The following is a 19,948-nucleotide window of genomic DNA, read 5'->3' as shown; positions in this document are numbered from 1 at the left end:
GCTCACCCCTGGAGGTCCTCGGGGTCGTTCCAGCTCATCGCCCAGCCGAACAGCGCGACCATGCCCAGGATCGGCAGCATCACGCCGGCCAGCGTCTCCAGCAGCGGCATCACGACGATGCCGAAGACCGCCAGCGCCTGTGCGTGCAGCGCGAACTGCAGCGGCCCCAGCAGCGCCAGCCAGCCCACCGTCAGACCCGTCAGCGCGATCCGCTGCCACCAGGGAAACGGGAACATGTAGTAGGTGAACAGGTGCAGCCAGGGCGTCAGCAGCATGAACAGCCAGTTGCGGTGCAGGCCCCAGGCGATGTGGCCGGTCTCGTCATGCGGAAACACCGGCGCCCAGAAGGCGAAGAACACCACCGCGCACAGATGGATCATCGCGGCGAAGCGCACCAGATAGGTCGCCGGCCGCCCGGCATCGGGCAGGAAGCCGACCGCCAGCCAGGCCAGCACCGCCACCCCGCCGTGGATCATCAGCAGCGGGCGCACCGGCGCCGGCATCTGCAGATGCACCATCGGCACCGGCAGCGACAGCAGGTACTGGCCCTGGCTGGACGGCACCGCGTCATCGACGCCGATCTGCTGGGCCAGGCCCAGGGCCTGCATCCATTCGCGCATCTGTTCGACCCAGAACAGGCTGATCCAGGGCTTGGCCAGGCTCAGCAGCAGCGTGAACAGCAGCGTCAGCGCGAGGCCGATGGCCAGGCGCCTGCCCGGCAGGTTGAGGGACCAGATCGAGCGGTGCGGCAGGATCACGCCGCCGGCCGCGCCACGGCGGCGCAGCGCGATCAGAGGGTTGCGGGCGCTGGAGGTGCTCATCGCGGGGACTCCTCAGGAGCGTGGGCAGGCACGACGGCCAGGGGCGCGGGGGACACCGGCCCGGCTGGCGCGGGCGGCAGCGGCAGGATGCGCACGGGCCACGCTCACCACTGGCCGAACAGGCCGGCGCCCAGCGTCGTGCGGTGGTAGGTCGGATTGCGGTAGTACTCGGCCTGGGCCAGCACGCCCCAGTCGCTGGCCAGCCACTGGCGCCAGTTCAGGCCGACGGTGGTGCTGGTGAAGTCCTGCACCGACAGGCCCTCGCCGATCGGCTGCCAGCCCTCGCGGCCATGGGCCACGCGCAGGCTGACGATGCGATCGCCCTCCTGCCCCAGCGTGGCGGCGACGAAGGGCATGGCGGTGCCGACGCTGCCGGGCTGGCTGCGGTTGTAGGTCACCCCGCCCTCCAGGGCCAGGCCGCCGGGCATGTAGACGGCCAGGCCCAGGCGCAGGCCGGTGTCGCTGCGCTGGCTGTCGTAACGGGCACGGTAGACGGCCATGCGGGTGACGAGATTGCGCGCCGGCCCCCAGGTGCTGGCCAGCTCCAGGTCGCCGCGCATGCGGGCCCAGCTCAGGCCGCCCTGGCCGCGGCTGACGGTGGCCGTCAGCGCATGGTCGGGATGGATCTGCCGCGTGTAGCCGAGGCCGGCGATGCCGCCGGTCTCACCGAACTTGCGCTCGCGCAGCAGCTCGCCGCGCAGCAGGTCGCCGTTGTCCAGGCGGCTCACGCCGCGCAGCGAGACGGCGCCGGTCGAGCCCAGGCCGGCGCTCAGCCGCCCGCCGCTGGCCAGCAGATCGACGGTCGTGGCCTTGGGCTGCAGGCCGGCGCCGGCCGCGTGGGCACTGCGCGGCACCAGAGCCTGGCCGGCCAGCAGCGCGCCGACGACGGCCAGCGGCCAGGCGCAGACCGACCGGAGGCCGGCGGGCGAGCCCTGCTGCACACGGGCCGGAGGACGGGCCAGAGGACGGGACGGAAGCGGACGGGCGACGGGTGCGTGCATGGCGGACCTGGAAGACGGCGTGAGGAGTCGGGGGCAGGAAGGCGGCGGCGGGCGGTGCGGGCGACGGACGGACCGCCCCTCAACCACCGAGGTCGTGCTGCAGCAGTGCGGCCACGCGCTCGGCGGTGTGGCCGTCGCCGAAGGGGTTGACCGCGTCGCGCATGGCCTGCAGCGCGGCCGCATCGCCCAGCAGGCGGCTGACCTCGGCGAGCACCTGGGCCTCGTCGGTGCCCACCAGCGCGCCGGCGCCGGCCTCGATCAGCTCGGGCCGCTCGGTGGTGTTGCGCAGCACCAGCACCGGCGTCGACAGCGCGGCGCCCTCTTCCTGGATGCCGCCGGAATCGGTCAGCGCCAGCACGCTGCGGCGCAGGCACCACAGCAGGGCCGGATAGTCCAGCGGCTCGCACAGCAGCAGGCGCTCGGCCTGCGCCGGCGGCAGCGCGCCCAGCACGCCGCGCACGGTCTGGCTGACGGCCGGATTGCCGTGCACCGGCCAGACCACGTGCAGGTCCGGGTGCGTGGCCAGCAGACGGGCCACCGCGCGTGCGGCACTGGCGATGCCGCCGTCCCAGTTCTCGCGCCGGTGGGCGGTGACGGTGATCAGGCGCGCCGTCGCCGCCGCGTCCAGCCGCCGGCGGAACGCGTCGAGGGCGGCCGGCAGCACGGCGGCGCCGTCGGCCATCAGGGCATCGAGGCGGGCACAGGTCTGCAGCGCGGCATCGACGGCGGTGTTGCCGACCACGTGCACCGCGGTCTCGGCCAGCCCCTCACGTCGCAGGTTTCCTGCGGCGCCGGCGGTCGGCGCGAAATGCCACTGCGCCAGGCGCGCGGTCAGCTCGCGGTTCTTCTCCTCGGGGAAGGGCTCGCGGGCATTGCCGGTGCGCAGACCGGCCTCCACATGGCCGATCGGCACCTGGTTGTAGAACGCGGCCTGGGCCGAGGCCAGCGTGCTGGTGGTGTCGCCATGCACCAGCACCGCGGCCGGCTTCAGGCGGGCATAGAGCGCCGACAGGCCTTCGAGCAGCTGGCCGTTGAGGTGGGCCAGCGTGTTGTCGCGGCGGTCGAGGGCGATCTCGTGCTCGGGCCGGATGCCGAAGAAGTCGTAGAGCGTGTCGGCCATCTCCCGGTGCTGGCCGGTGTGGACCCAGGACACGGCCATGCCACGGGCCTTCAGCGCCGCGTGCAGCGGGGCCATCTTGATGATCTCGGGCCGGGTGCCGACCGAGATCAGCACCGGCGCGGCGGCGGTCGGCGCGGCAGGGGTCAGGGCGGTGGTCGGGACGGGCAGCGTCATGGTGGGCGACAGGCGGCGGGACGGCGTCACGGTGGACGGGGTCGATGGAGGGATCCGTGGGCGCGGTGGCGGCGTCCGGGCGTCGGTGGTGGAGGGAAAGCGGGGGCCTCAGGCCTCGATGCGCTCGTCGCTCGGTCGGCGACGGCGCTCGGCCGGCACCAGCGCGGTCTCGGGCGGCACCGGGGTCTCGTGGCGGGTCTGGCCGCGCTCGGCGGCCCAGACCGTGCCGTGCACGATCACGCCGGGGCCGATGTCGATGCGCGGTGCGCTGACGGTGGCCGGCCGCTCGGGCGAGCCGATCACGCAGCCGGGCTCCAGCGCGATCGCGGTCTCGGAGCAGACATTGCCCAGCACCTGCACGTTCTCGCCGACGCGGATGGCGCCTTCGGCGAACACGCTGCCCTGGATGCGGCAGTGCGCCTGCAGCCCCAGCTCGCCATGGGCCTTGAGGCTGCCGTCGGCATGGCTGCCGGTGCCGATCTCGAGGTCGCCACGGCACAGCAGATCGCCGCGCCAGGCGCTCCATTCGGGGCAGCGCAGGTCGCCGGAGGCCACGCCGCGGCCGGACACCGGATCCCAGTCGACCTCGGGCGGCAGGCCGCCGTGCTCGGCGCGGCGCGGCGCGGCCAGCGCGATGCGCTGCCCGCCCGGCCGGGTGCCGAAGCTGATCACCGGGGCGTGCAGCAGCAGGAAGAAGCTGCGGCCCCAGACCGTCAGCGTCTCGTCGGCGGTCACGCGGCCGGCCAGCCGGCAGCCGGTGCCGACCTCGACCTGGCGGCCGTGGGCCCAGCGCAGCAGGTGGCCGTGCTCGGCCAGGCGCAGGCTGGCGCCCGCCCACAGGGCGCGGTAGACGCAGCCCGGCGCCGTCTCCAGCGTGGCCGGGGTCGCGACCTCGCCCAGGAAATGCACGCCGTCGGGCATCTGCACATCGGCCGCCGCATGCCAGACATGGGCATTGCGGCCGCGCTTCCACTCGTCGTCCTTCAGCGGCCAGCTGCCGCGCCCGGGCGCCAGCATCAGCCGGCTCTGGCCGAGCTTGCGGTCACCGCGGGCCACCGATTCGGCCAGCCGGGCCGAGAAGCTGCGCGCCATGTAGGTCGGGTCCAGCGCGTCCTGCGCATCGATGTGCAGCGGGCGCGTGTCGCGCGGGCGCCACCACTCGCGCAGCGCCGGCAGCAGCGGCAGGAGCATCACGGTGGCGGTGGCGGCCGGCAGCGCGGCCCAGGCCAGCATCTGGCTGCTGTTCATCGGGAGGATCCTCCGGGGGGACGGACACCGGGCGCTGGCGCATCGGCGGACGGACCGGGCGCGGCGGCGCCGGCTGCCGGCGCCTGCCGGTAGCGCGCCGTCTTGTCCCAGGTGAAGCCGCGGCCGGGCAGGCGGTCGAGCACCAGCTGCTCCAGCACCGCACGGGCGATCGCCACCGAGCTGACCAGGAAGCCCAGCCAGTTGAAGGCGATCAGCGTCGAGCGGTAGCGGGTGCGGTCCAGGTGCAGCGCCGACGAGATCTCGAAGAAGGCGGCGAAGTTGCCCAGCGCGCTGTGCGTCATGAAGGCCAGCATGGCCAGCGCCGGGGCGGCCAGCGTCTGCTCGACCGTCAGGTACATCAGCAGGCTGAGGAACCAGCCGCTGATCAGGATCGGCGCCATCAGGTAGACGCCCAGCAGCAGCAGGCCGTCCAGGCGCTCGCCCCAGCCGATGCCGCGGCGCCACAGCAGCGCGCCGCTGTGGCGCACCATCGCCTGGTTGTGGCCCTTGGCCCAGCGCTTGATCTGGCGCACCCGCACGGCCCAGGTCTGCGGCACTTCCTCGTAGCACTCGGCGCGGTTGTGATAGACCGTGCGCCAGCCGGCCAGCAGCAGGCGGTAGGTCAGATCGGTGTCCTCGGCCAGCACGTCGTCGTGCCAGCCGCCGATGGCGCGCAGCGCGCTCATGCGCACGCCGCCCACGGTGCCGCCGTACTGCGGCACCAGACCCATGTTCATGCGCGCCTGCTGGTCGACCTGGTAGCCGCCGGAGCGCTCCAGGTCCAGCAGCCGCGTCAGCAGGTTGGCGCCGACGTTGTTGGGCACCACGCGGCCCATCACCGAGCCCACCTCGGGGTCGAAGAACGGCGCCATCAGCCGCCGGATCAGCCCGCGCGAGGGCAGGTAGTCGGCATCGAAGACGATGATGAAATCGGTGTCGACGCGCTCGCAGGCGTCCTTCAGCGCCGCCGCCTTGCCGGGCTTGCCGCCCTCGCGGTGGAAGGGCTGGATGCGGCCGGGAAAGCGGGCGACGACCTCGTCGATGATCTCCCGCGTGCGGTCCTTGCTGCGGTCGTTGACCGGCATCACCCGCATGCGGCTGGCCGGGTAGTCGACCTGCATCAGGTTCTCGAGGCAGTCGCGGATCACCGCCTCCTCGTTGTGCGCGGCCACCAGCACGGTGACGTGCGGCCAGTCGGCGCTGACGATGCTGGAGTACGGATGGCGCTGGTGGCCGAACAGCCGGTTCAGCGAGAACACGTAGTGGCGCAGCGCGTAGATCGCCAGCAGCGTCACCAGCACGGCCACCAGCCAGAACAGGGTCCAGGCCCAGGTCTCGCCGAAGGCGCTGTGCACCGTCATCACGCCCAGACCGCGTTCGGCGGCCTGCGCGTCGGCCGGGCGCACCAGGGCGGCGGTGGCCCAGCCCGCGGCGCCGCAGGCGGCCAGTGCGAGCACGGCCTGCGCGACGCGGCGTCGAGGTCCGCGGCAGGTGGCGGCGGGGGGCCCGTCGACGGGGGCCTTGCGCGGCAGCGGCACGATGCTCGATCCTTCCCGGCCCCTTGGGCCGCCGTGCGATGGCATCGCGCACCGGCCGGCGAGGACCGGGTGCACCGCCATCGCGGTCCTGCGCCACGCGGACGGCCTGACGGCCAGCCGTGTGGTTCGAAGGCGGGATATCGGCTGCCGTCCGGATTTCTGGACGGCCGTGCCGGACCGGCACGCGCAGCCCGTCACGGTCAGGGTGCCGGCAGGCCGGCGGTGACGGTGTCGGGAGGCGGTCGGTCCCCGCGCCCTGCCCTTGTTAGCGGCCGGCGCGCGCGGAACTTGAGGGGTCGATCACGGCGCCCGCGGCGCCGGTGCTCAGCGCCCCAGGGCGAGCTTGAGCCCGAAGGCCAGCAGCAGGCCGCCGCCGGTGCGCTGCAGCCAGGTGCCGACCCGCGGGCTGGCCCGCAGCCGATCGGCGAAATGGCGCGTCAGCGCGATGACGATCGCGCAGTACGCCAGCGTCAAGGTGGCGATGGTGACGGCCATCAGCGCGAAGGTCGGCAGGCCGCGGTGCGTGGCCGGGTCGACGAACAGCGGGAAGAAGGCCATGTAGAACATCACCGCCTTGGGATTCAGCAAGGTGATCGTCATCGACTGGCGGAACCAGTGGCCGGGGCGCATCTGCAGCGTCGGTGCGGCACCGGGCCGCGCACGCAGCATCTTCAAACCCAGCCAGGCCAGATAGACGGCCCCGCCCCACTGCAGCAGATGGAACAGCCGCGGCGAGGCGGACAGCACCGCGGCCAGGCCGGCCACCGCCGTCCACATCAGCAGCTGGTCGCCGGCGATCACGCCGCCGGCCGCCGCCAGCCCGCCGCGCACCCCGCCCTGGCCGGTCGAGGTGATCAGCGCCAGATTGCCCGGCCCCGGGATCGCCAGGAAGACGATGACCGCGAGGACGAAACCGGGGTAGTCGTGGATGCCGTACATGGGGTGACCTTCGCACGCGGGCCCCAGCCCAGCGCCGGCCCGCACGTCCGATGATGCCAGCGCCATCGACCCGCCCGACACCGGGTCCGACACCCTGCGCACCAACCCGCCCGCCACCCCGCGCCGACGACCACCGCCGCGCGGCCGGTTAGAGTCGCGCCCGAGATGTCCGACACCCCAAGACCCGAAGCCGCCGCAGCGGCCCCCGTCGCGCCGGCCGTACCCGCCGCCGCCCTGCACCTGCCCCACCCGGCCCATGCCCAGCGCCTGCCGGCCCATCTGGACCTGCTGGCCCTGGCCCGCGTGCGCCAGAACGCCTGGGCCCTGCCCCAGGTCGAATCGCCCGGCGACTACCTCGACACCGAACACCCGGGCCCCGACGCCCACCTCGACCAGCTGGGCATGATCCAGCTGCAGAAGGCCTCGGGCACGCGGCCCAGCCGCTGGATCCATCCGCAGCTGATGGACGCCGCCCTCGCCCATCTGGACGCCCTCGGCGGCGCGCCCGACGCCCGCAGCCTGCTGATCAAGCGCCGCAGCGCGCTCGACGCGATGGGCATCAGCCGCCACGGCGGGCGCTTCTGGCGCCAGATCGCCTGGCCGGTGCCGGTGCCGGTGCCGCCGGAGTCCGACCAGACCGGCGACGACGGCATGGAGTGGCCGATGCCGGTGCCCTTCCGCGTCGAGATCGCCGATGCGCCGGTCTGGGCCTGGTACGTGCACGGCGAGCGCGAGCGCCTGCTGCGCGAGCTCGGCGCCAAGCCCGCCCACCCGCAGGCCGCCACGCTGACCGACCACCTGCGGCGCCTGGTCGCGCGCAGCCATGCGCTGGCGCCGCAGCAGCTCGGCGAGCTGCTGCCGCGGCTGCAGGCCGAGTGCGCCGCGCCGCACGCCAGCACCGAGACCCTGCTGGCAGCGCTGACCCGCGTGCAGGACCGCTGGGAGCAGCGCGTCACCGAGGCCCACACGCTGGCCGGCCTCAACCACGAGCTGGCCTTCCACGGCTATCCCGACAGCTTCCCCAAGGCGCGCGAGCTCGGCCGCACCGTCACCCTCTACGTCGGCCCGCCCAACAGCGGCAAGACCCACGCCGCCTTCGAGCGCCTGGCCACGGCCGAATCCGGCGCCTACCTGGCGCCGCTGCGCCTGCTGGCCCTCGAAGGCCGTGACCGGCTGGTCGCCCGCGGCGTGCCCTGCTCGCTGCTGACCGGCGAGGAAAGCGTGCGCATCGACGGCGCACGCGCGGTCTCCAGCACGATCGAGATGGTGTCGACCAACACCGTCATCGACGTCGCGGTGATCGACGAGGCGCAGATGATCTTCGACCCCTCGCGCGGCTGGGCCTGGACCCAGGCCGTGGTCGCCGTGCCGGCGCGCGAGGTGATCATCATCTGCTCGGACTTCGCGGTGCCGGCGCTGCGCAACCTGCTGGGCCTGTGCGGCGAGCGCTGCACCACGCGCCACTTCGAGCGCAAGCAGCAGGTCGAGCTGCTGCCGCGGCCGGTCAGCCTCGAATCGCTGCGCCAGGGCGACGCGGTGGTGGCCTTCAGCCGCCGCTCGGTGCTGGGCCTGCGCGACCAGCTGGCCGAGCAGGGCCGCAGCGTCTCGGTCATCTACGGCGCGCTGCCGCCCGAGGTGCGCCGCCGCGAGGCCGAGCGCTACGCCCAGGGCGAGAGCCAGATCCTGGTGGCCACCGACGCCATCGGCATGGGCCTGAACCTGCCGATCCGCCGCGTGCTGTTCTCGACGCTGACCAAGTTCGACGGCGTGGCCGACCGCCTGCTCGGCGAGAGCGAGGTGCACCAGATCGCCGGCCGCGCCGGGCGCTTCGGCATCCAGGACGAGGGCTTCGCCGGCGTGCTCGACAGCGCCGAGCCCAACGCCGGGCGCTGGCTCAAGGAGCTGATGGCGCGCACCTCCAAGGCGCCCAAGGAGTTCAAGGCGCCGGTGGCCCCCAACGGCTGGCATGTGCAGACGATCTCGGCCCGCCTGGGCGCGCGCAGCCTGCGCGAGGTGCTGGGCGTGTTCGTCGAGCGCCTGATGCTCGACGACGCGCACTTCGCCGTCGCCCAGCTCGACGAGATGCTGGCGCTGGCCGAGGCGCTGGACGAGGCCGCGCCTGACCTGCCGCTGATGCAGCGCTTCACCTATGCCCAGGCGCCGGTGGACACCCGCATCGAGGATGTGCGGGTGCAGTACCTGCACTGGGCCCGCCAGCACGCGCTGATGGGCGAGGTCGACCCGCCGGCCTTCCTCGACCAGGTGCATGGCGGCAGCCGCCTGGACCGCATGGAACAGGCGCTGCGCGCCTGCACGCTGTGGCTGTGGCTGGACCTGCGCTTCCCGGGCGTCTATGGCTACGTCAGCGATGTGCAGGCGCTGCGCGAGGAGCTCAACGACGGCATCGAACGCCAGCTGACCGGCCAGCGCGCGCTGTCGCTGCAGCGCGGGCCGCGCGCCGGCTTCGGCGGCGGCGGACGGGGCGAGCGGGGTGCCCACGGCGGCCCGCGCCCACCGCGCGGACAGGGTGGCCACGGCAGCCGGGGACCGCGGCGCGGACGGCGCTGAGGCCGGGCGGGCGGGCAAGGCCATGCCGGCGCCATCGGCGCCCGTGATGCAGGGCACGCGCACGGCCCGCGCATGGCAGCCGGCAGCCGCAAGCCGGGACGGCGGCAGCCGATGAGCCGGGCAGCGCCCGATGGTCCGTCGACCGGCGTACGGCCCGCGTCCTGAACGGGCCGGTTCATGCGGCGGACCGCCACCTGTCCGCCGATGACCGCCCAAGCTCCCCGTTCCACGCCCCATGCCACGCCAGGCCCGGTCCTGCTCCCGCGGCCCGGCCCGCCCCCCGCGGCGGACCGCCCGCCTGGCCTGCACGCCCTGCCGCGGCTGGCCATCGCGCTGCTGGCGCTGACGCTGGCTGCCGGCCTCGCCCTGGCCCGCCTGGATCCGCAGCGGCTGGCGGACTGGGGCCAGGAGGACGGCCCCATCGAAACCCTGACGGCGGCCGTCTTCGCCCTGGCCGCCCTGCGCGCGGCCTGCTGCCTCCCCCGCCAGCGACCGCTGCCGCCGATGATCGTGCCGCTGGGAGGGTTCGCGCTGGTGTGCGCGCTCGACGAGCTCAGTTGGGGCGAACGCCTGTTCGGCCTGCGCATGCCCCAGCTCGGCGGTGTGCAGATCGACGCCGTGCACGATCTGGTCGATCTGGTGCTGGGCGTCGGCGGCCGTCATCCCTGGGCCATGCTGGCCGTGCTGACGCCGCTGCTGCTGATCGTGGCACGGACCTGGCGCGCGCAGCGTGTGCGGGTCCTGGCAGGGTGGCGGCGTCTGGGCGGATCGGCTGCCGGTCCGGCCTGCCAGCCCTTGCTGATCTGGATGAGCCTGCTGCTGGGGGTGGCTGTCACCATCGACGCCACCCACCCGGCCCAGGCCGCGTGGCAGACGCTGGAAGAGGCGCTGGAGCTGCACGCGGGCCTGGCCGTGCTGCTGGCGGTCTGGGTGCTCGGACGACAGGGGCCGGTGGCCGGACAGGCCGATGGCCCCTGTGATCCCGCGGATTGACGGTGCCGGAGCCGGCTGATCCATCGATCACCCGCCGACGGCAGGCCCCCGGTCCTGCCTCATTTTCGGGCAATCCAAGGATGCATCAGGCCTGACAAGGACTTGCGCGCGTCCGTCACATGTTGTTCACACATCCACCCACGGCAGACGGGGACAAGCCCGGGCTGTGGACAAGGCTGTGCAGCGCACGGGGACCCGCGGTGGAGCCCGCCGGCCCGCGCCTGCGATCACTGGAACAGACGGGAGAAGCTGCCTCTTTTGCAGGCATTCCAACGCAAGTCCACGGCTGACAAGGACTTGGCGGGGCCCGCCACACACCGCGCACAGGGTTGCGCACCACAGCCGGGGACAAGCCGCGGCGGGGACAAGGCTGGGGACAAGCGCGGCAAGTGGCTGTCACCACGGGATTTTCCGCTCGCGCAGCATGCGCCTGACCGCGCCGTGACGCGGCCGCGGGCTTGTCCACAGCTCAGTCGGCGCGGCGCACGAAGGTCCAGCCACCCCAGGCGAAGGTCTGCAGCGGCTGGACGCGGCCCGCGCCGTCGCGCGCCACGCGCAGCGGCAGCCGGGAGCCGGTATCGCCCCAGGGGCCGGGCAGCAGCCAGGTGTCGGCGGCGGCATCCATGGCGGCATCCGTGGCGGCAGACCGCAGCGGCTGCAGCGGCAGCCAGACCGGCTCGCCACCGAAGGCCTCGGGCTGCTGGAACGACAGCCACAGCCGCCCCTCGGCCTCGCGCAGCTGCAGGGTGTCGAACGGCAGCCGCTCGCCGGGCGCACCGATGACGCGGTAACGGCCGACCAGCGCGGCGGCCTCCGGCGGCAGCGGCGTCGCGGCCGGCAGGCGGTGGCCGATGACGAGCGCCGTCTGGTCCAGGTGGGCCCGCAGCACGTCGCGACCGTCCAGCCGCGGGCAGTCGATGCCGATGCGCTCCAGCACGCCGAGCGGCACCGGCAGCAGGCCGAACAGGCGCCAGCGCGGCGACCAGCGGCCGTCCTCGCCTTCGGCCAGCCAGAGGCGGCGGGCCTGCGGCCCCACGCCCAGGCGCGCGCGCAGACGGCCGTCGTCATCGACGATCTCGACCGGGCCGGCCTCGCTCAGCCAGTCGCCGGTGCAGGCCTGGCGGGCGGCGCGGCTCCAGGGCTCGGCCGCCGGCTGCCAGCCCGCCTCGGCCGAGCCCTGCAGGCGGCCGGTGCGGGCCTGCAGCATCAGGGCCAGCGCACGCTGGGCGATGCGGTTGACGGCCGCCTGCGCGGCCGCGTCGTTGGAGGCGACGACCACGCCCAGCCGCTGCTCGGGCAGCATCATCAGCTGGGTGCGGTGGAACCAGGTGGCGCCGCCGTGGTGGGCGACCGGGCCGCCACCCCGCACCGTGTCCTCGCCGAAGGTGCCCAGCATCCAGCCCAGGCCGACGCGCAGCTCGCCGTCCAGCGCCACCTCCGCGTTCTGCGGCCGCAGCGACTCGGCCCAGCGGTCCTCGGGCAGGATCGTGCGGCCGTCACCGGCGCGGCCGTGGGCGAACTGCAGCCGCAGGAACTGCGCCAGATCGGCGACGCTGGCGCTCAGGCCACCGGCCGGCACGTCGCGCAGGCCGGGCTCCTCGCGCGGCTGGCTGCCCTGGTGGCCGCGGGCCACCGCGCGCGGACCCTCGCGCAGCGGCTCGGCCTCGAAGGCCGCGTCGTCCATCTGCAAGGGCTGCAGCAGGCTGCGCGCCAGATGGGGCTCGAAACGCTGGCCGGCGGCCCGCTCGACGATCAGGCCCAGCAGGCTGACACCGACGTTCGAGTAGGCCAGCATGCGCCCGGCCGGCAGCACTGCGCTCTGGTCGGCCAGCAGGGCGGGCAGCTGGCGGAAATCGGCGGCCGGGCTGCCCCACATGCCACCGGGCCAGTCGCGCGGCAGGCCGGCATGGTGGGTCATCAGCTGGCGCACGGTGGGCTCGGGCCCGCCCCAGGGCCGCGCCATGCGCAGCTCGGGCAGCCAGCGTGAGAGCGGGTCATCCAGCCCCAGCCGGCCCTCGGCCACCAGCTGCAGCGCGGCGGTGTCGGTCAGCAGCTTGCTGACCGAGCCCACGCGGTAACGCGTGTGGCCATCGGCCGGAATGCGGCGCGCCACGTCGGCCCAGCCCTGGCCGTGCAGCCAGCGCACCTGCTGGTCATCGACCAGCGCGATGCTGATGCCGGCCAGGTCGCCAGCGCGGCGCTCGTGGCGGATCAGCTCGCGCAGCTGGCGGGTCAGGCCGTCCCAGTCCTCGGCGGCGACCGGCTGCGGGCGCGGTGGTGCGCCGGCACAGCCGGCCAGCAGCAGACCGAGAACCACCGGCAGCCAGCGGCAGGACCGCTCCCGCGGGAGACGACGGACAGCGCCCAGGGCGCGGGCGAGGAAGGTGGACATGCGGCGCCGGGCCCGGCGTGGCAACGCCGGAGGAAGCGGTGGGGCTGCCATCATGCCCCGCCCCGGCCGTCACGCCCAGCCCGCGCGCACCGGCCGGTGCGACGGGCGCACGGCCACGGAGCTGGCCCCCCCGGGCGGCCGCGGCCGTCCAGGCCACCGGCGGGCGCGGCCGCTCAGACCACCGGCGTCCAGGGCCGCACCATGCGCAGCCACTTGCGCGCCGGCAGGCCGAAGCGCGATTCGATCGCCTCGGCACGGGCGGTCAGCGTCTCGCGGTCGGGCACGATCACGCCACGGCCGGCGACCACCACCGTGTTGCCCTCCGGCGTCGGCGCCAGCTGCCAGACCTGGTCGGCGCCGAAGGCCTCGGCGATGCGGGCGCTGCTGCGCGCGAAGCTGGACTGGCGGCCGAACAGGTTGACCGTCATCAGCCCGCCCGGCGTGTGCGCGTCGCCGGCCACCAGCAGGTCGCGGCAGGCGGCATAGAAGGCCTCGTCGTCGAGCACCGGGGCGGCCGCGTCGTGGTCGTAGAGGTCGACGCACAGCGCGTCGGCCGTGCCGGCCTGCTCGGGTCGCTGCACCCAGGCGCCGGCATCGTCCTCGATCACCTGCAGCCGCGCATCGTCGTCGGGCAGGTGGAACCACAGCCGGCAGGCGGTGATGACGCTGGGGTTGAGCTCGACGACGCGGGTCGGCCAGCGCAGCACCTGGTGCGTCCAGCGGGTGATCGCCGCCGCGCCCAGGCCGAGCTGCACGGCCTGGCCGCCATCGGGCTCCAGGCGGTCGATCGGCCGCCACAGCAGCCAGGCCATCATGCGCTGGATGTAGTCCAGCTCCAGGGCCCGCGGCTTGCGCAGGCGCATCGCGCCCTGCACCCAGTCGGTGCCCAGGTGCAGGTAGCGCACGCCGTCGAACTCGCTGATGGTGGCGCCGGCCAGCTCGGTCTGGCGCCGCGCGGGGCGGGCGGTGCGCGCGCCGCCGGTGGCGCGCTTGCGGGGGGTCTCGCTCATCGCGGGATTGTCACCGCAGGGCGGGCGGCGCCCCGGCATCGGCCAGGGGCCGCACCGCGATGCCGCAGGCCTGCAGCGCGGCGGCCCAGGCCGCCCGCTTGTGGGCCCGGCTCTGCCCGGCATTGGCCGGGCTGGTGCTGGGCAGGCGCCAGACCGGCAGGCCCAGCGTGCCGGTCACGCGCATCTCGCGCGCCGAGGCCGCACCGTTGTGGGCGATGCCGGCCAGCGCCGGCAGCCGCGCCACCAGGCCGCGCAGGTCGTTGGGCACGGCCTCGCGGATCGCGCTGTCCAGGCTGCCCTCGCGCCGGCACGAGGCATAGACGTCCCAGACGCCGATGTGCGCGTCCTGCAGCGCCTGCAGCCGCTGCGCGTAGGGCAGATCGACCATCGGCCGGCCCAGCAGATCGGCCAGCAAGGGCCAGAACAGGTTGCGCGGATGGGCGTAGTACTGCTGGCGTGTCAGCGACGCGACACCCGGGAAGCTGCCCAGGATCAGCAGCTGCGTGCCGGAATCCACGAGCGGGGGCAATCCTGCGAGCGACATGGACTTCAAACAAGGGGGGATGGGACCCCCGTCCTCGGGGGGCTGGAATGATGCCGCTGCGATCCGGCGTCAGACAACGATGCCGCCACACCACAGGAGAAACACCTTGTACGTCGACACCATCATCAACTTCCTGACCACGGAAGGGGCCGACTTCGGCCTCAAGCTGCTGGGCGCGCTGGCCGCCTGGGTCATCGGCCGCTGGCTGATCGGCCTCGTGCTGCGGCTGCTGAAGGCGGCCTTCGCGCGCGGCGGCAAGGTCGACGCGACGCTGTCGAACTATCTGGTCTCGATCATCAACGTGATCCTGAACATCGTGCTGGCGCTGTCGATCCTCGACATCTTCGGCGTGCGCACGACGTCCTTCGCCGCGCTGCTGGCCGGCGCCGGTCTGGCCATCGGTACCGCCTGGGGCGGCCTGCTGACGCACTTCGCCGCCGGCGTGTTCATGCAGGTGCTGCGGCCGTTCAAGGTCGGTGACTTCGTCAGCGCCGGGGGCGTGGTCGGCACCGTGCAGGAGATCGGCCTGTTCGGCACCACCATCGTCACGCCGGACAACGTGCTGACGATCGTCGGCAACAACAAGATCTTCTCCGAGAGCATCCAGAACTTCTCCAGCCTGTCGCACCGCCGCGTCGACTGCGTGGCCAAGGTGGCCAACAGCGTCGACCCGCTGGACGCCATCGCGCGCCTGAAGACCGCGCTGGCCGCGATCCCCAACGTGGCCACCACGCCGGCGCCCGACGTCGAGATCCTGCAGTTCACGCCCGAAGGCCCGCTGCTGGCCGTGCGCCCCTACTGCCACACCGACCACTACTGGCAGGTCTACTTCGACACCCACAAGGCGGTGGTCACCACCTTCGGCAGCGCCGGCTACCCGGTGCCGGAGACGCCGCTGGCCGTGGCCTCGCGGCCGCAGGGCTGATCGGGCACAGCTGCCGTCAATGCCGATGTCGATGCCGATGTCGACGTTGACGGCGGCGTGACCGGCGAAGGCCGCGGCAGGCCGGCCAGCGCCGCCAGCCGCGGCAGCGCCGCCAGGCTGTTGAGCCGGCACTGTGCGGCCGTCTCCTGCAGGCTCCAGCCGCGCAGGCCGGCCAGCACCGCGGCGATGCGCGGCAGCTCGGCCGGCTCGTTGCGGCCCTGGGGCTCGCCGGCCGCGCGCACCGCCGCGGTGCGGTAGAGCCACTGCGGCGGGATGTCCGGTGCATCGGTCTCCAGCACCGGCACCTGCGCGGGCAGATCCGCGGCCAGCGCGCGGATCTGCAGCGAACGCTCGAAGCTCAGCGTGCCGCCGAAGCCGAGCCGCAAACCCAGTCCGACGAAGGCCTGCGCCTGCTGCGCACTGCCGTTGAACGCGTGCGCGATGCCGCCGGGCACCGGGCAGCGCCGCAGGCCGGCCAGCAGCGCATCGGCCGAGCGGCGCACGTGCAGGATGACCGGCAGGCCGTGGCGCCGGGCCAGCGCCAGCTGCGCGCGGTACCAGTGCTGCTGCAGCGCGGCATCCAGCCCCGGCACGAAGAAATCCAGCCCGATCTCGCCGACGGCCACCAGATGCGGGTCGTCGCGCGCCTCGTCCAGCGCCTGCGCCAGGCGCTCCAGGTCGCCCTCCGCCGCCTGCCCCACGTACAGCGGATGCACGCCCAGCGCATAGCCCAGGCCGTGCGCCCGGGCCAGCGCCTGCACCTGCGGGAAATGACGGACCTGCACCGCCGGCAGCACCAGCTGGCGCACGCCGGCGGCGGCCGCGCGCTGCAGCACCGCGTCGCGGTCGGCCGCGAACTCGGGCGCGTCGAGATGGCAGTGGGTGTCGATCCAGGCCGTGTCCATCCGGCCATGATGCCCTGAGCACCACGCGGCGGCGCGCACCGCCGCCCCGGCCGTGGGTTCCGTGCATCGGCGCACACGACGTCCGGGAATGGCGCAGGGACTTGGCGCAGCTCCGGGCATCGGGCTGGCACGCCGCGTGATACGGTCCACCGTCACGGTCGCGTTCCGCACCGTGCGAGACACGGCGCCGCGCAGGCGCGCCGTGGGAGAGGATGACGATGGCCCCCCGCACGCCGCTGTTCAGCCGTTCTCCGTCCGGTGCCCCGCGACCCGGGCCGCCACCGGAGGCCGCCGCGCCCACGCGCCCGGTCGTCGCCGACACCGGCACGGCCGAAGCCGCGGGCACCACCGGCACCGCCGACACCGCCGTCCTTTCCGCCGGCCCGGCCCGCCCCACCCGCCTCTCTCGCCTGATCCGTCCATCGGCACGCCGCGAACGCCTGTACTGGGCGCTGGCGCTGCTGCTGACCGCCGTCGCCGCCGGCTGGCCCGGCTGGGCGCCGCGGCTGGGGCTGACGACCCCGCCGCCACCGCTGACGCTCAAGCGCATCGAGGCCGAGCTGCGGGCCTCGCTCGTCAAGCAGCCGCTGCCGCCGCAGACCACCGCCGCCTACGCGGCGATCGCGCCGTCGGTCGTGCGCATCGAGGGCCGTGCGCGGGCCCATGCCGAGCCGCCGCCACCGGCCCGCAACAGCCGCGGTCCGACCCGCACCCAGGACCGCGGCACGCCCGGCCACGGCGCCGGCCTGAGCGTGGGCACCGGCGTGGTCATCGTCGACACCGGGCTGATCCTGACCAATCTGCACGTGGTCGACGGCGCCGACGAGCTGACCATCACCTTCGCCGACGGCAGCGACTCGCCGGCCCAGGTGGTCAGCCGTGACGCGTCGCAGGATCTGGCCGTGCTGCAGGCCTCGCGCATCCCGGACGACCTGCACGCGGCCACGCTGCGCAGCACCCAGGGCCTGGCCCCGGGCGAGCCGGTGATGGCCGTCGGCCACCCCTTCGGCATCGGGCCCTCGGCCTCGGCCGGCGTGGTCTCGGGCCTGGGCCGGGCCTTCCGCTCGCCCGGCGGCAGCGCGCTGTCCAACCTGATCCAGTTCGACGCGGCGGCCAATCCGGGCAACTCCGGCGGCCCGCTGGTCACGCTCGACGGCCATGTGGTGGGCATCGTCACCGCCATCATGAACCCGACCTCGGCGCGCACCTTCATCGGCATCGGCTTCGCGGTGCCGATCGAGAGCGCGGCCGGCGCCGTCGGCATGCCGCCGTTCTGACGACCGCGCCAGGCACGACCGAGCCTCACCGAGTCACCGAGTCACCGAGCCGCCGATTCACCGGCCCCCGCCCGGACCCGCACGCCGCGTCGACCCCCTCCGCCTGCCCGCCCACCTCAGGAGCCCGCGATGAACCCGACCCTGCCGCCATCCGCCGACATCGCCGCCCCGGCCACCGACACCCAGGCCCTGCCCGGCCCGGCCCAGGCCGAGCAGGCGCAGGCCGCCGCGCGCACGATGGAGCGCCTGCTCTACGAGATCAAGCGCGTGGTCGTCGGCCAGGAGCGCTTCCTGGAGCGGGTGATGGTGGCGCTGCTGGCCGGCGGCCATGTGCTGGTCGAGGGCGTGCCCGGCCTGGCCAAGACGCTGACCGTGCGCACGCTGGCCGCCGCGCTGCGCGGCAGCCACAAGCGCATCCAGTTCACGCCCGACCTGCTGCCGGCCGATCTGGTGGGCACCCGCATCTACCACCCGCACAGCGGCGAGTTCAGCACCCAGCTCGGCCCGGTGTTCGCCCACCTGCTGCTGGCCGACGAGATCAACCGCGCGCCGGCCAAGGTGCAGAGCGCGCTGCTGGAGGTGATGCAGGAGCGCCAGGTGACGATCGCCGGCGAGAGCCACCGCCTGCCCGCGCCCTTCATCGTGATGGCCACGCAGAACCCGATCGAGAGCGAGGGCACCTACCCGCTGCCCGAGGCCCAGCTCGACCGCTTCATGATGAAGCTGCGGGTCGACTACCCGAGCGACGACGAGGAGTTCGTCATCGTCCAGCGCGTGATCGGCCCGCCGACGGCCGCGCAGGCGGTGCTCTCGTGCGCGCAGCTGCTGGAGATGCAGGCCCAGAGCCGCGGCGTCTATGTCGACCCGGCGCTGATCCGCCATGCGGTGGCGCTGGTCGGCGCCACACGGCGACCGGCCGCCCACGGCCTGCCGGGCCTGGCGCCGCTGCTGGCCTACGGCGCCAGCCCGCGGGCCAGCATCGCGCTGGTGGAAGGCGCCCGCGCGCTGGCCTTCCTGCGCGGCCGGCCCTATGTGCTGACGGCCGACCTGAGGGACCTGGCGGCCGACTGCCTGCGCCACCGCATCGTGCCCAGCTACCAGGCGCTGGCCGACGGCATCAGTGCCGATGCCCTGGTCGAGCAGGTGCTGCAGGCGGTGCCGGCACCCGAGATCGCCCCGCCGCCGGCCTCCAGCCGCGGCTGACGCAGGCGGAGCACCGCGACCATGGCCTGGCACCTGCCCTGGACCCGCCGCACGCACGACGCGGCCGACCCGACCGGCGCGGCCGCTGCCGGCACCCCGCCGTCCTCGTCGCCACCGGCCTCCGGCCGGGAGGCCACGCGCACCGGCGCCCGGCGTGCGCAGCGGGCGGACGACGACGGCCCTCCGGCCCCGTCCACCGACGCGCGGGCCGCGCTGGCCGCACTGCAGGACGACCTGCGCTGGCTGCAGCGCCTGGAGTGGGCGACGCTGCGCCGGCTCGACGGCCGGCTGCAGGGCGCGCACCGCACGCTGTGGCGCGGCAGCGGCGTCGATCTGGCCGGCCTGCGCGAGTACCAGCACGGCGACGACGCACGGCGCATCGACTGGAATGCCAGCGCCCGCAGCCCGCGGCCGCAGCTGCGCGAGACGACCGAGGACCGCGAACTGCAGTCCTGGCTGCTGATCGACGCGTCGGCCAGCCTGAGCCTGGGCGCGGCCGGTGGGCTGGCCGGCGAGGCCACGCCGCTGGCGCGCGCCCGCCGCACCGCCCTGCTGCTGGCCGCGCTGCTGACGCGTCAGGGACAACGCCTGGGCGCGCTGATCGACGTGCCCGGCCATCCGCTGCAGGTGCTGCGCCCGGGCGCCGGCCGCGCCCAGCTGATGCAGCTGCTGGCCCGGCTGCACGCGCTGCCGCCGCAGGTGCCGGGCGCGGCCACTGATCTGTCGCGCACGCTGGGTGCCGCACGCGGCCTGCTGCGCCAGCGCGGCCTGCTGGTGCTGCTGACCGACGGCCTGAGCGCCCCCGGCTGGGGCCGCGAACTGGCTGCCCTCGGCCAGCGCCACGAGCTGCTGGCCGTGCTGCTGGCCGAGGCCGGCGCGGCGGCCGACGATGGCCTGGCCAGCGGCCTGCCGCCGGTGGGCTGGCTGACGGTGCAGGACGCCGAGACCGGCGAGCAGCTGCGCATCGACAGCAGCGATCCGGCCCTGCACCAGCGCCTGATCGCGCTGCGCCAGGCGCGTGACCAGGCCTGCCTGGCCGAGCTGGCCGCCAGCGGCGCCGACGTGCTGGAGGTCGGCCCCGCCGATGCGCCGGCCGAGCTGCTGCAGCGCCTGCTGGCACTGCGCCGGCTGCGCGCCCGCCAGGGCGATCCCACACGCACGGCAGGCCCGGCGCCGACCCTCGTGGCCCAGGCCGCCCCCGCAGCCGTCCCTGGGTCGGCCCCTGAAGCCGTCCTTCACGCCGCCGGAGCCCGACCATGAACCCGAGCGACCTCGGACTGACGCTGCCCG

At 74.5% G+C, this 19,948-nt stretch carries 16 protein-coding genes; 6 read left to right on the top strand and 10 right to left on the bottom strand.

What is annotated here, in order from left to right:
• Positions 1–2: 2 nt before the first annotated feature.
• From AACH11_RS05755 to AACH11_RS05730, 6 genes are all read right to left on the bottom strand, one after another.
• Positions 3–821: a hypothetical protein gene (locus tag AACH11_RS05755; RefSeq protein WP_341373237.1), complete on the bottom strand. Its 819-nt coding sequence runs from the start codon at positions 819–821 to the stop codon at positions 3–5.
• Between the two features lie 104 nt (positions 822–925).
• Positions 926–1,822, bottom strand: a complete 897-nt coding sequence (locus AACH11_RS05750) for a YaiO family outer membrane beta-barrel protein (RefSeq protein ID WP_341373236.1) — start codon at positions 1,820–1,822, stop codon at positions 926–928.
• 79 nt (positions 1,823–1,901) lie between these two features.
• Entirely contained in the window at positions 1,902–3,116 is a 1,215-nt protein-coding gene (gene wecB / locus AACH11_RS05745; RefSeq protein WP_341373235.1) for a non-hydrolyzing UDP-N-acetylglucosamine 2-epimerase, read from the bottom strand.
• A gap of 108 nt (positions 3,117–3,224) precedes the next feature.
• Positions 3,225–4,364 carry a bactofilin family protein gene (locus tag AACH11_RS05740; protein ID WP_341373234.1) on the bottom strand — a complete coding sequence of 380 codons (1,140 nt, stop codon included), beginning with the start codon at positions 4,362–4,364 and terminating at the stop codon, positions 3,225–3,227.
• A complete protein-coding gene (locus AACH11_RS05735) occupies positions 4,361–5,902 on the bottom strand; it encodes a glycosyltransferase family 2 protein (protein ID WP_341373233.1) in 1,542 nt (513 codons plus the stop codon). The genes AACH11_RS05740 and AACH11_RS05735 overlap by 4 nt, the downstream gene beginning before the upstream one ends.
• Before the next feature lie 324 nt (positions 5,903–6,226).
• Positions 6,227–6,841: a LysE family translocator gene (locus tag AACH11_RS05730; protein ID WP_341373232.1), complete on the bottom strand. Its 615-nt coding sequence runs from the start codon at positions 6,839–6,841 to the stop codon at positions 6,227–6,229.
• A 165-nt stretch (positions 6,842–7,006) separates the two neighbouring features.
• On the opposite strand from AACH11_RS05730, the gene AACH11_RS05725 reads away from it, so the two are divergent.
• Complete coding sequence (locus AACH11_RS05725) at positions 7,007–9,409, top strand: helicase-related protein (RefSeq protein WP_341373231.1); 2,403 nt, start codon at positions 7,007–7,009, stop codon at positions 9,407–9,409.
• Between the two features lie 204 nt (positions 9,410–9,613).
• A complete protein-coding gene (locus AACH11_RS05720; RefSeq protein ID WP_341373230.1) occupies positions 9,614–10,402 on the top strand; it encodes a hypothetical protein in 789 nt (262 codons plus the stop codon).
• Between the two features lie 469 nt (positions 10,403–10,871).
• Here the strand turns inward: AACH11_RS05720 and AACH11_RS05715 are convergent, their stop codons facing one another.
• The 3 genes from AACH11_RS05715 to AACH11_RS05705 form a co-directional block, all read right to left on the bottom strand.
• On the bottom strand, positions 10,872–12,794 hold the full coding sequence (locus AACH11_RS05715; RefSeq protein ID WP_341373229.1) for a serine hydrolase domain-containing protein: 1,923 nt from the start codon (positions 12,792–12,794) through the stop codon (positions 10,872–10,874).
• A gap of 173 nt (positions 12,795–12,967) precedes the next feature.
• Complete coding sequence (locus AACH11_RS05710) at positions 12,968–13,804, bottom strand: class I SAM-dependent methyltransferase (RefSeq protein WP_341373228.1); 837 nt, start codon at positions 13,802–13,804, stop codon at positions 12,968–12,970.
• A 10-nt stretch (positions 13,805–13,814) separates the two neighbouring features.
• A complete protein-coding gene (locus AACH11_RS05705) occupies positions 13,815–14,348 on the bottom strand; it encodes a DNA-deoxyinosine glycosylase (protein WP_341373227.1) in 534 nt (177 codons plus the stop codon).
• Positions 14,349–14,454: 106 nt separating this feature from the next.
• On the opposite strand from AACH11_RS05705, the gene AACH11_RS05700 reads away from it, so the two are divergent.
• Positions 14,455–15,273: a mechanosensitive ion channel family protein gene (locus AACH11_RS05700; protein WP_341373226.1), complete on the top strand. Its 819-nt coding sequence runs from the start codon at positions 14,455–14,457 to the stop codon at positions 15,271–15,273.
• Here the strand turns inward: AACH11_RS05700 and AACH11_RS05695 are convergent.
• On the bottom strand, positions 15,222–16,178 hold the full coding sequence (locus AACH11_RS05695; protein WP_341373225.1) for a TatD family hydrolase: 957 nt from the start codon (positions 16,176–16,178) through the stop codon (positions 15,222–15,224). The two genes, AACH11_RS05700 and AACH11_RS05695, sit on opposite strands and share 52 nt — an antisense overlap.
• A 218-nt stretch (positions 16,179–16,396) precedes the next feature.
• On the opposite strand from AACH11_RS05695, the gene AACH11_RS05690 reads away from it, so the two are divergent.
• The 3 genes from AACH11_RS05690 to AACH11_RS05680 all read left to right on the top strand — a co-directional run bounded on the left by AACH11_RS05690 (position 16,397) and on the right by AACH11_RS05680 (position 19,918).
• Positions 16,397–17,455 (top strand): S1C family serine protease, encoded by a 1,059-nt coding sequence (locus tag AACH11_RS05690; RefSeq protein WP_341373224.1) that lies wholly within the window; start codon positions 16,397–16,399, stop codon positions 17,453–17,455.
• Between the two features lie 237 nt (positions 17,456–17,692).
• Complete coding sequence (locus AACH11_RS05685; protein WP_341373298.1) at positions 17,693–18,658, top strand: AAA family ATPase; 966 nt, start codon at positions 17,693–17,695, stop codon at positions 18,656–18,658.
• A 21-nt stretch (positions 18,659–18,679) separates the two neighbouring features.
• Positions 18,680–19,918 (top strand): DUF58 domain-containing protein, encoded by a 1,239-nt coding sequence (locus tag AACH11_RS05680; RefSeq protein ID WP_341373223.1) that lies wholly within the window; start codon positions 18,680–18,682, stop codon positions 19,916–19,918.
• The last annotated feature ends 30 nt before the right edge of the window (positions 19,919–19,948 follow it).

The organism is Pseudaquabacterium rugosum (genome assembly GCF_038066575.1).
Classification (GTDB): domain Bacteria; phylum Pseudomonadota; class Gammaproteobacteria; order Burkholderiales; family Burkholderiaceae_C; genus Pseudaquabacterium; species Pseudaquabacterium rugosum.
This window is presented reverse-complemented; position numbering and strand designations above follow the sequence as displayed.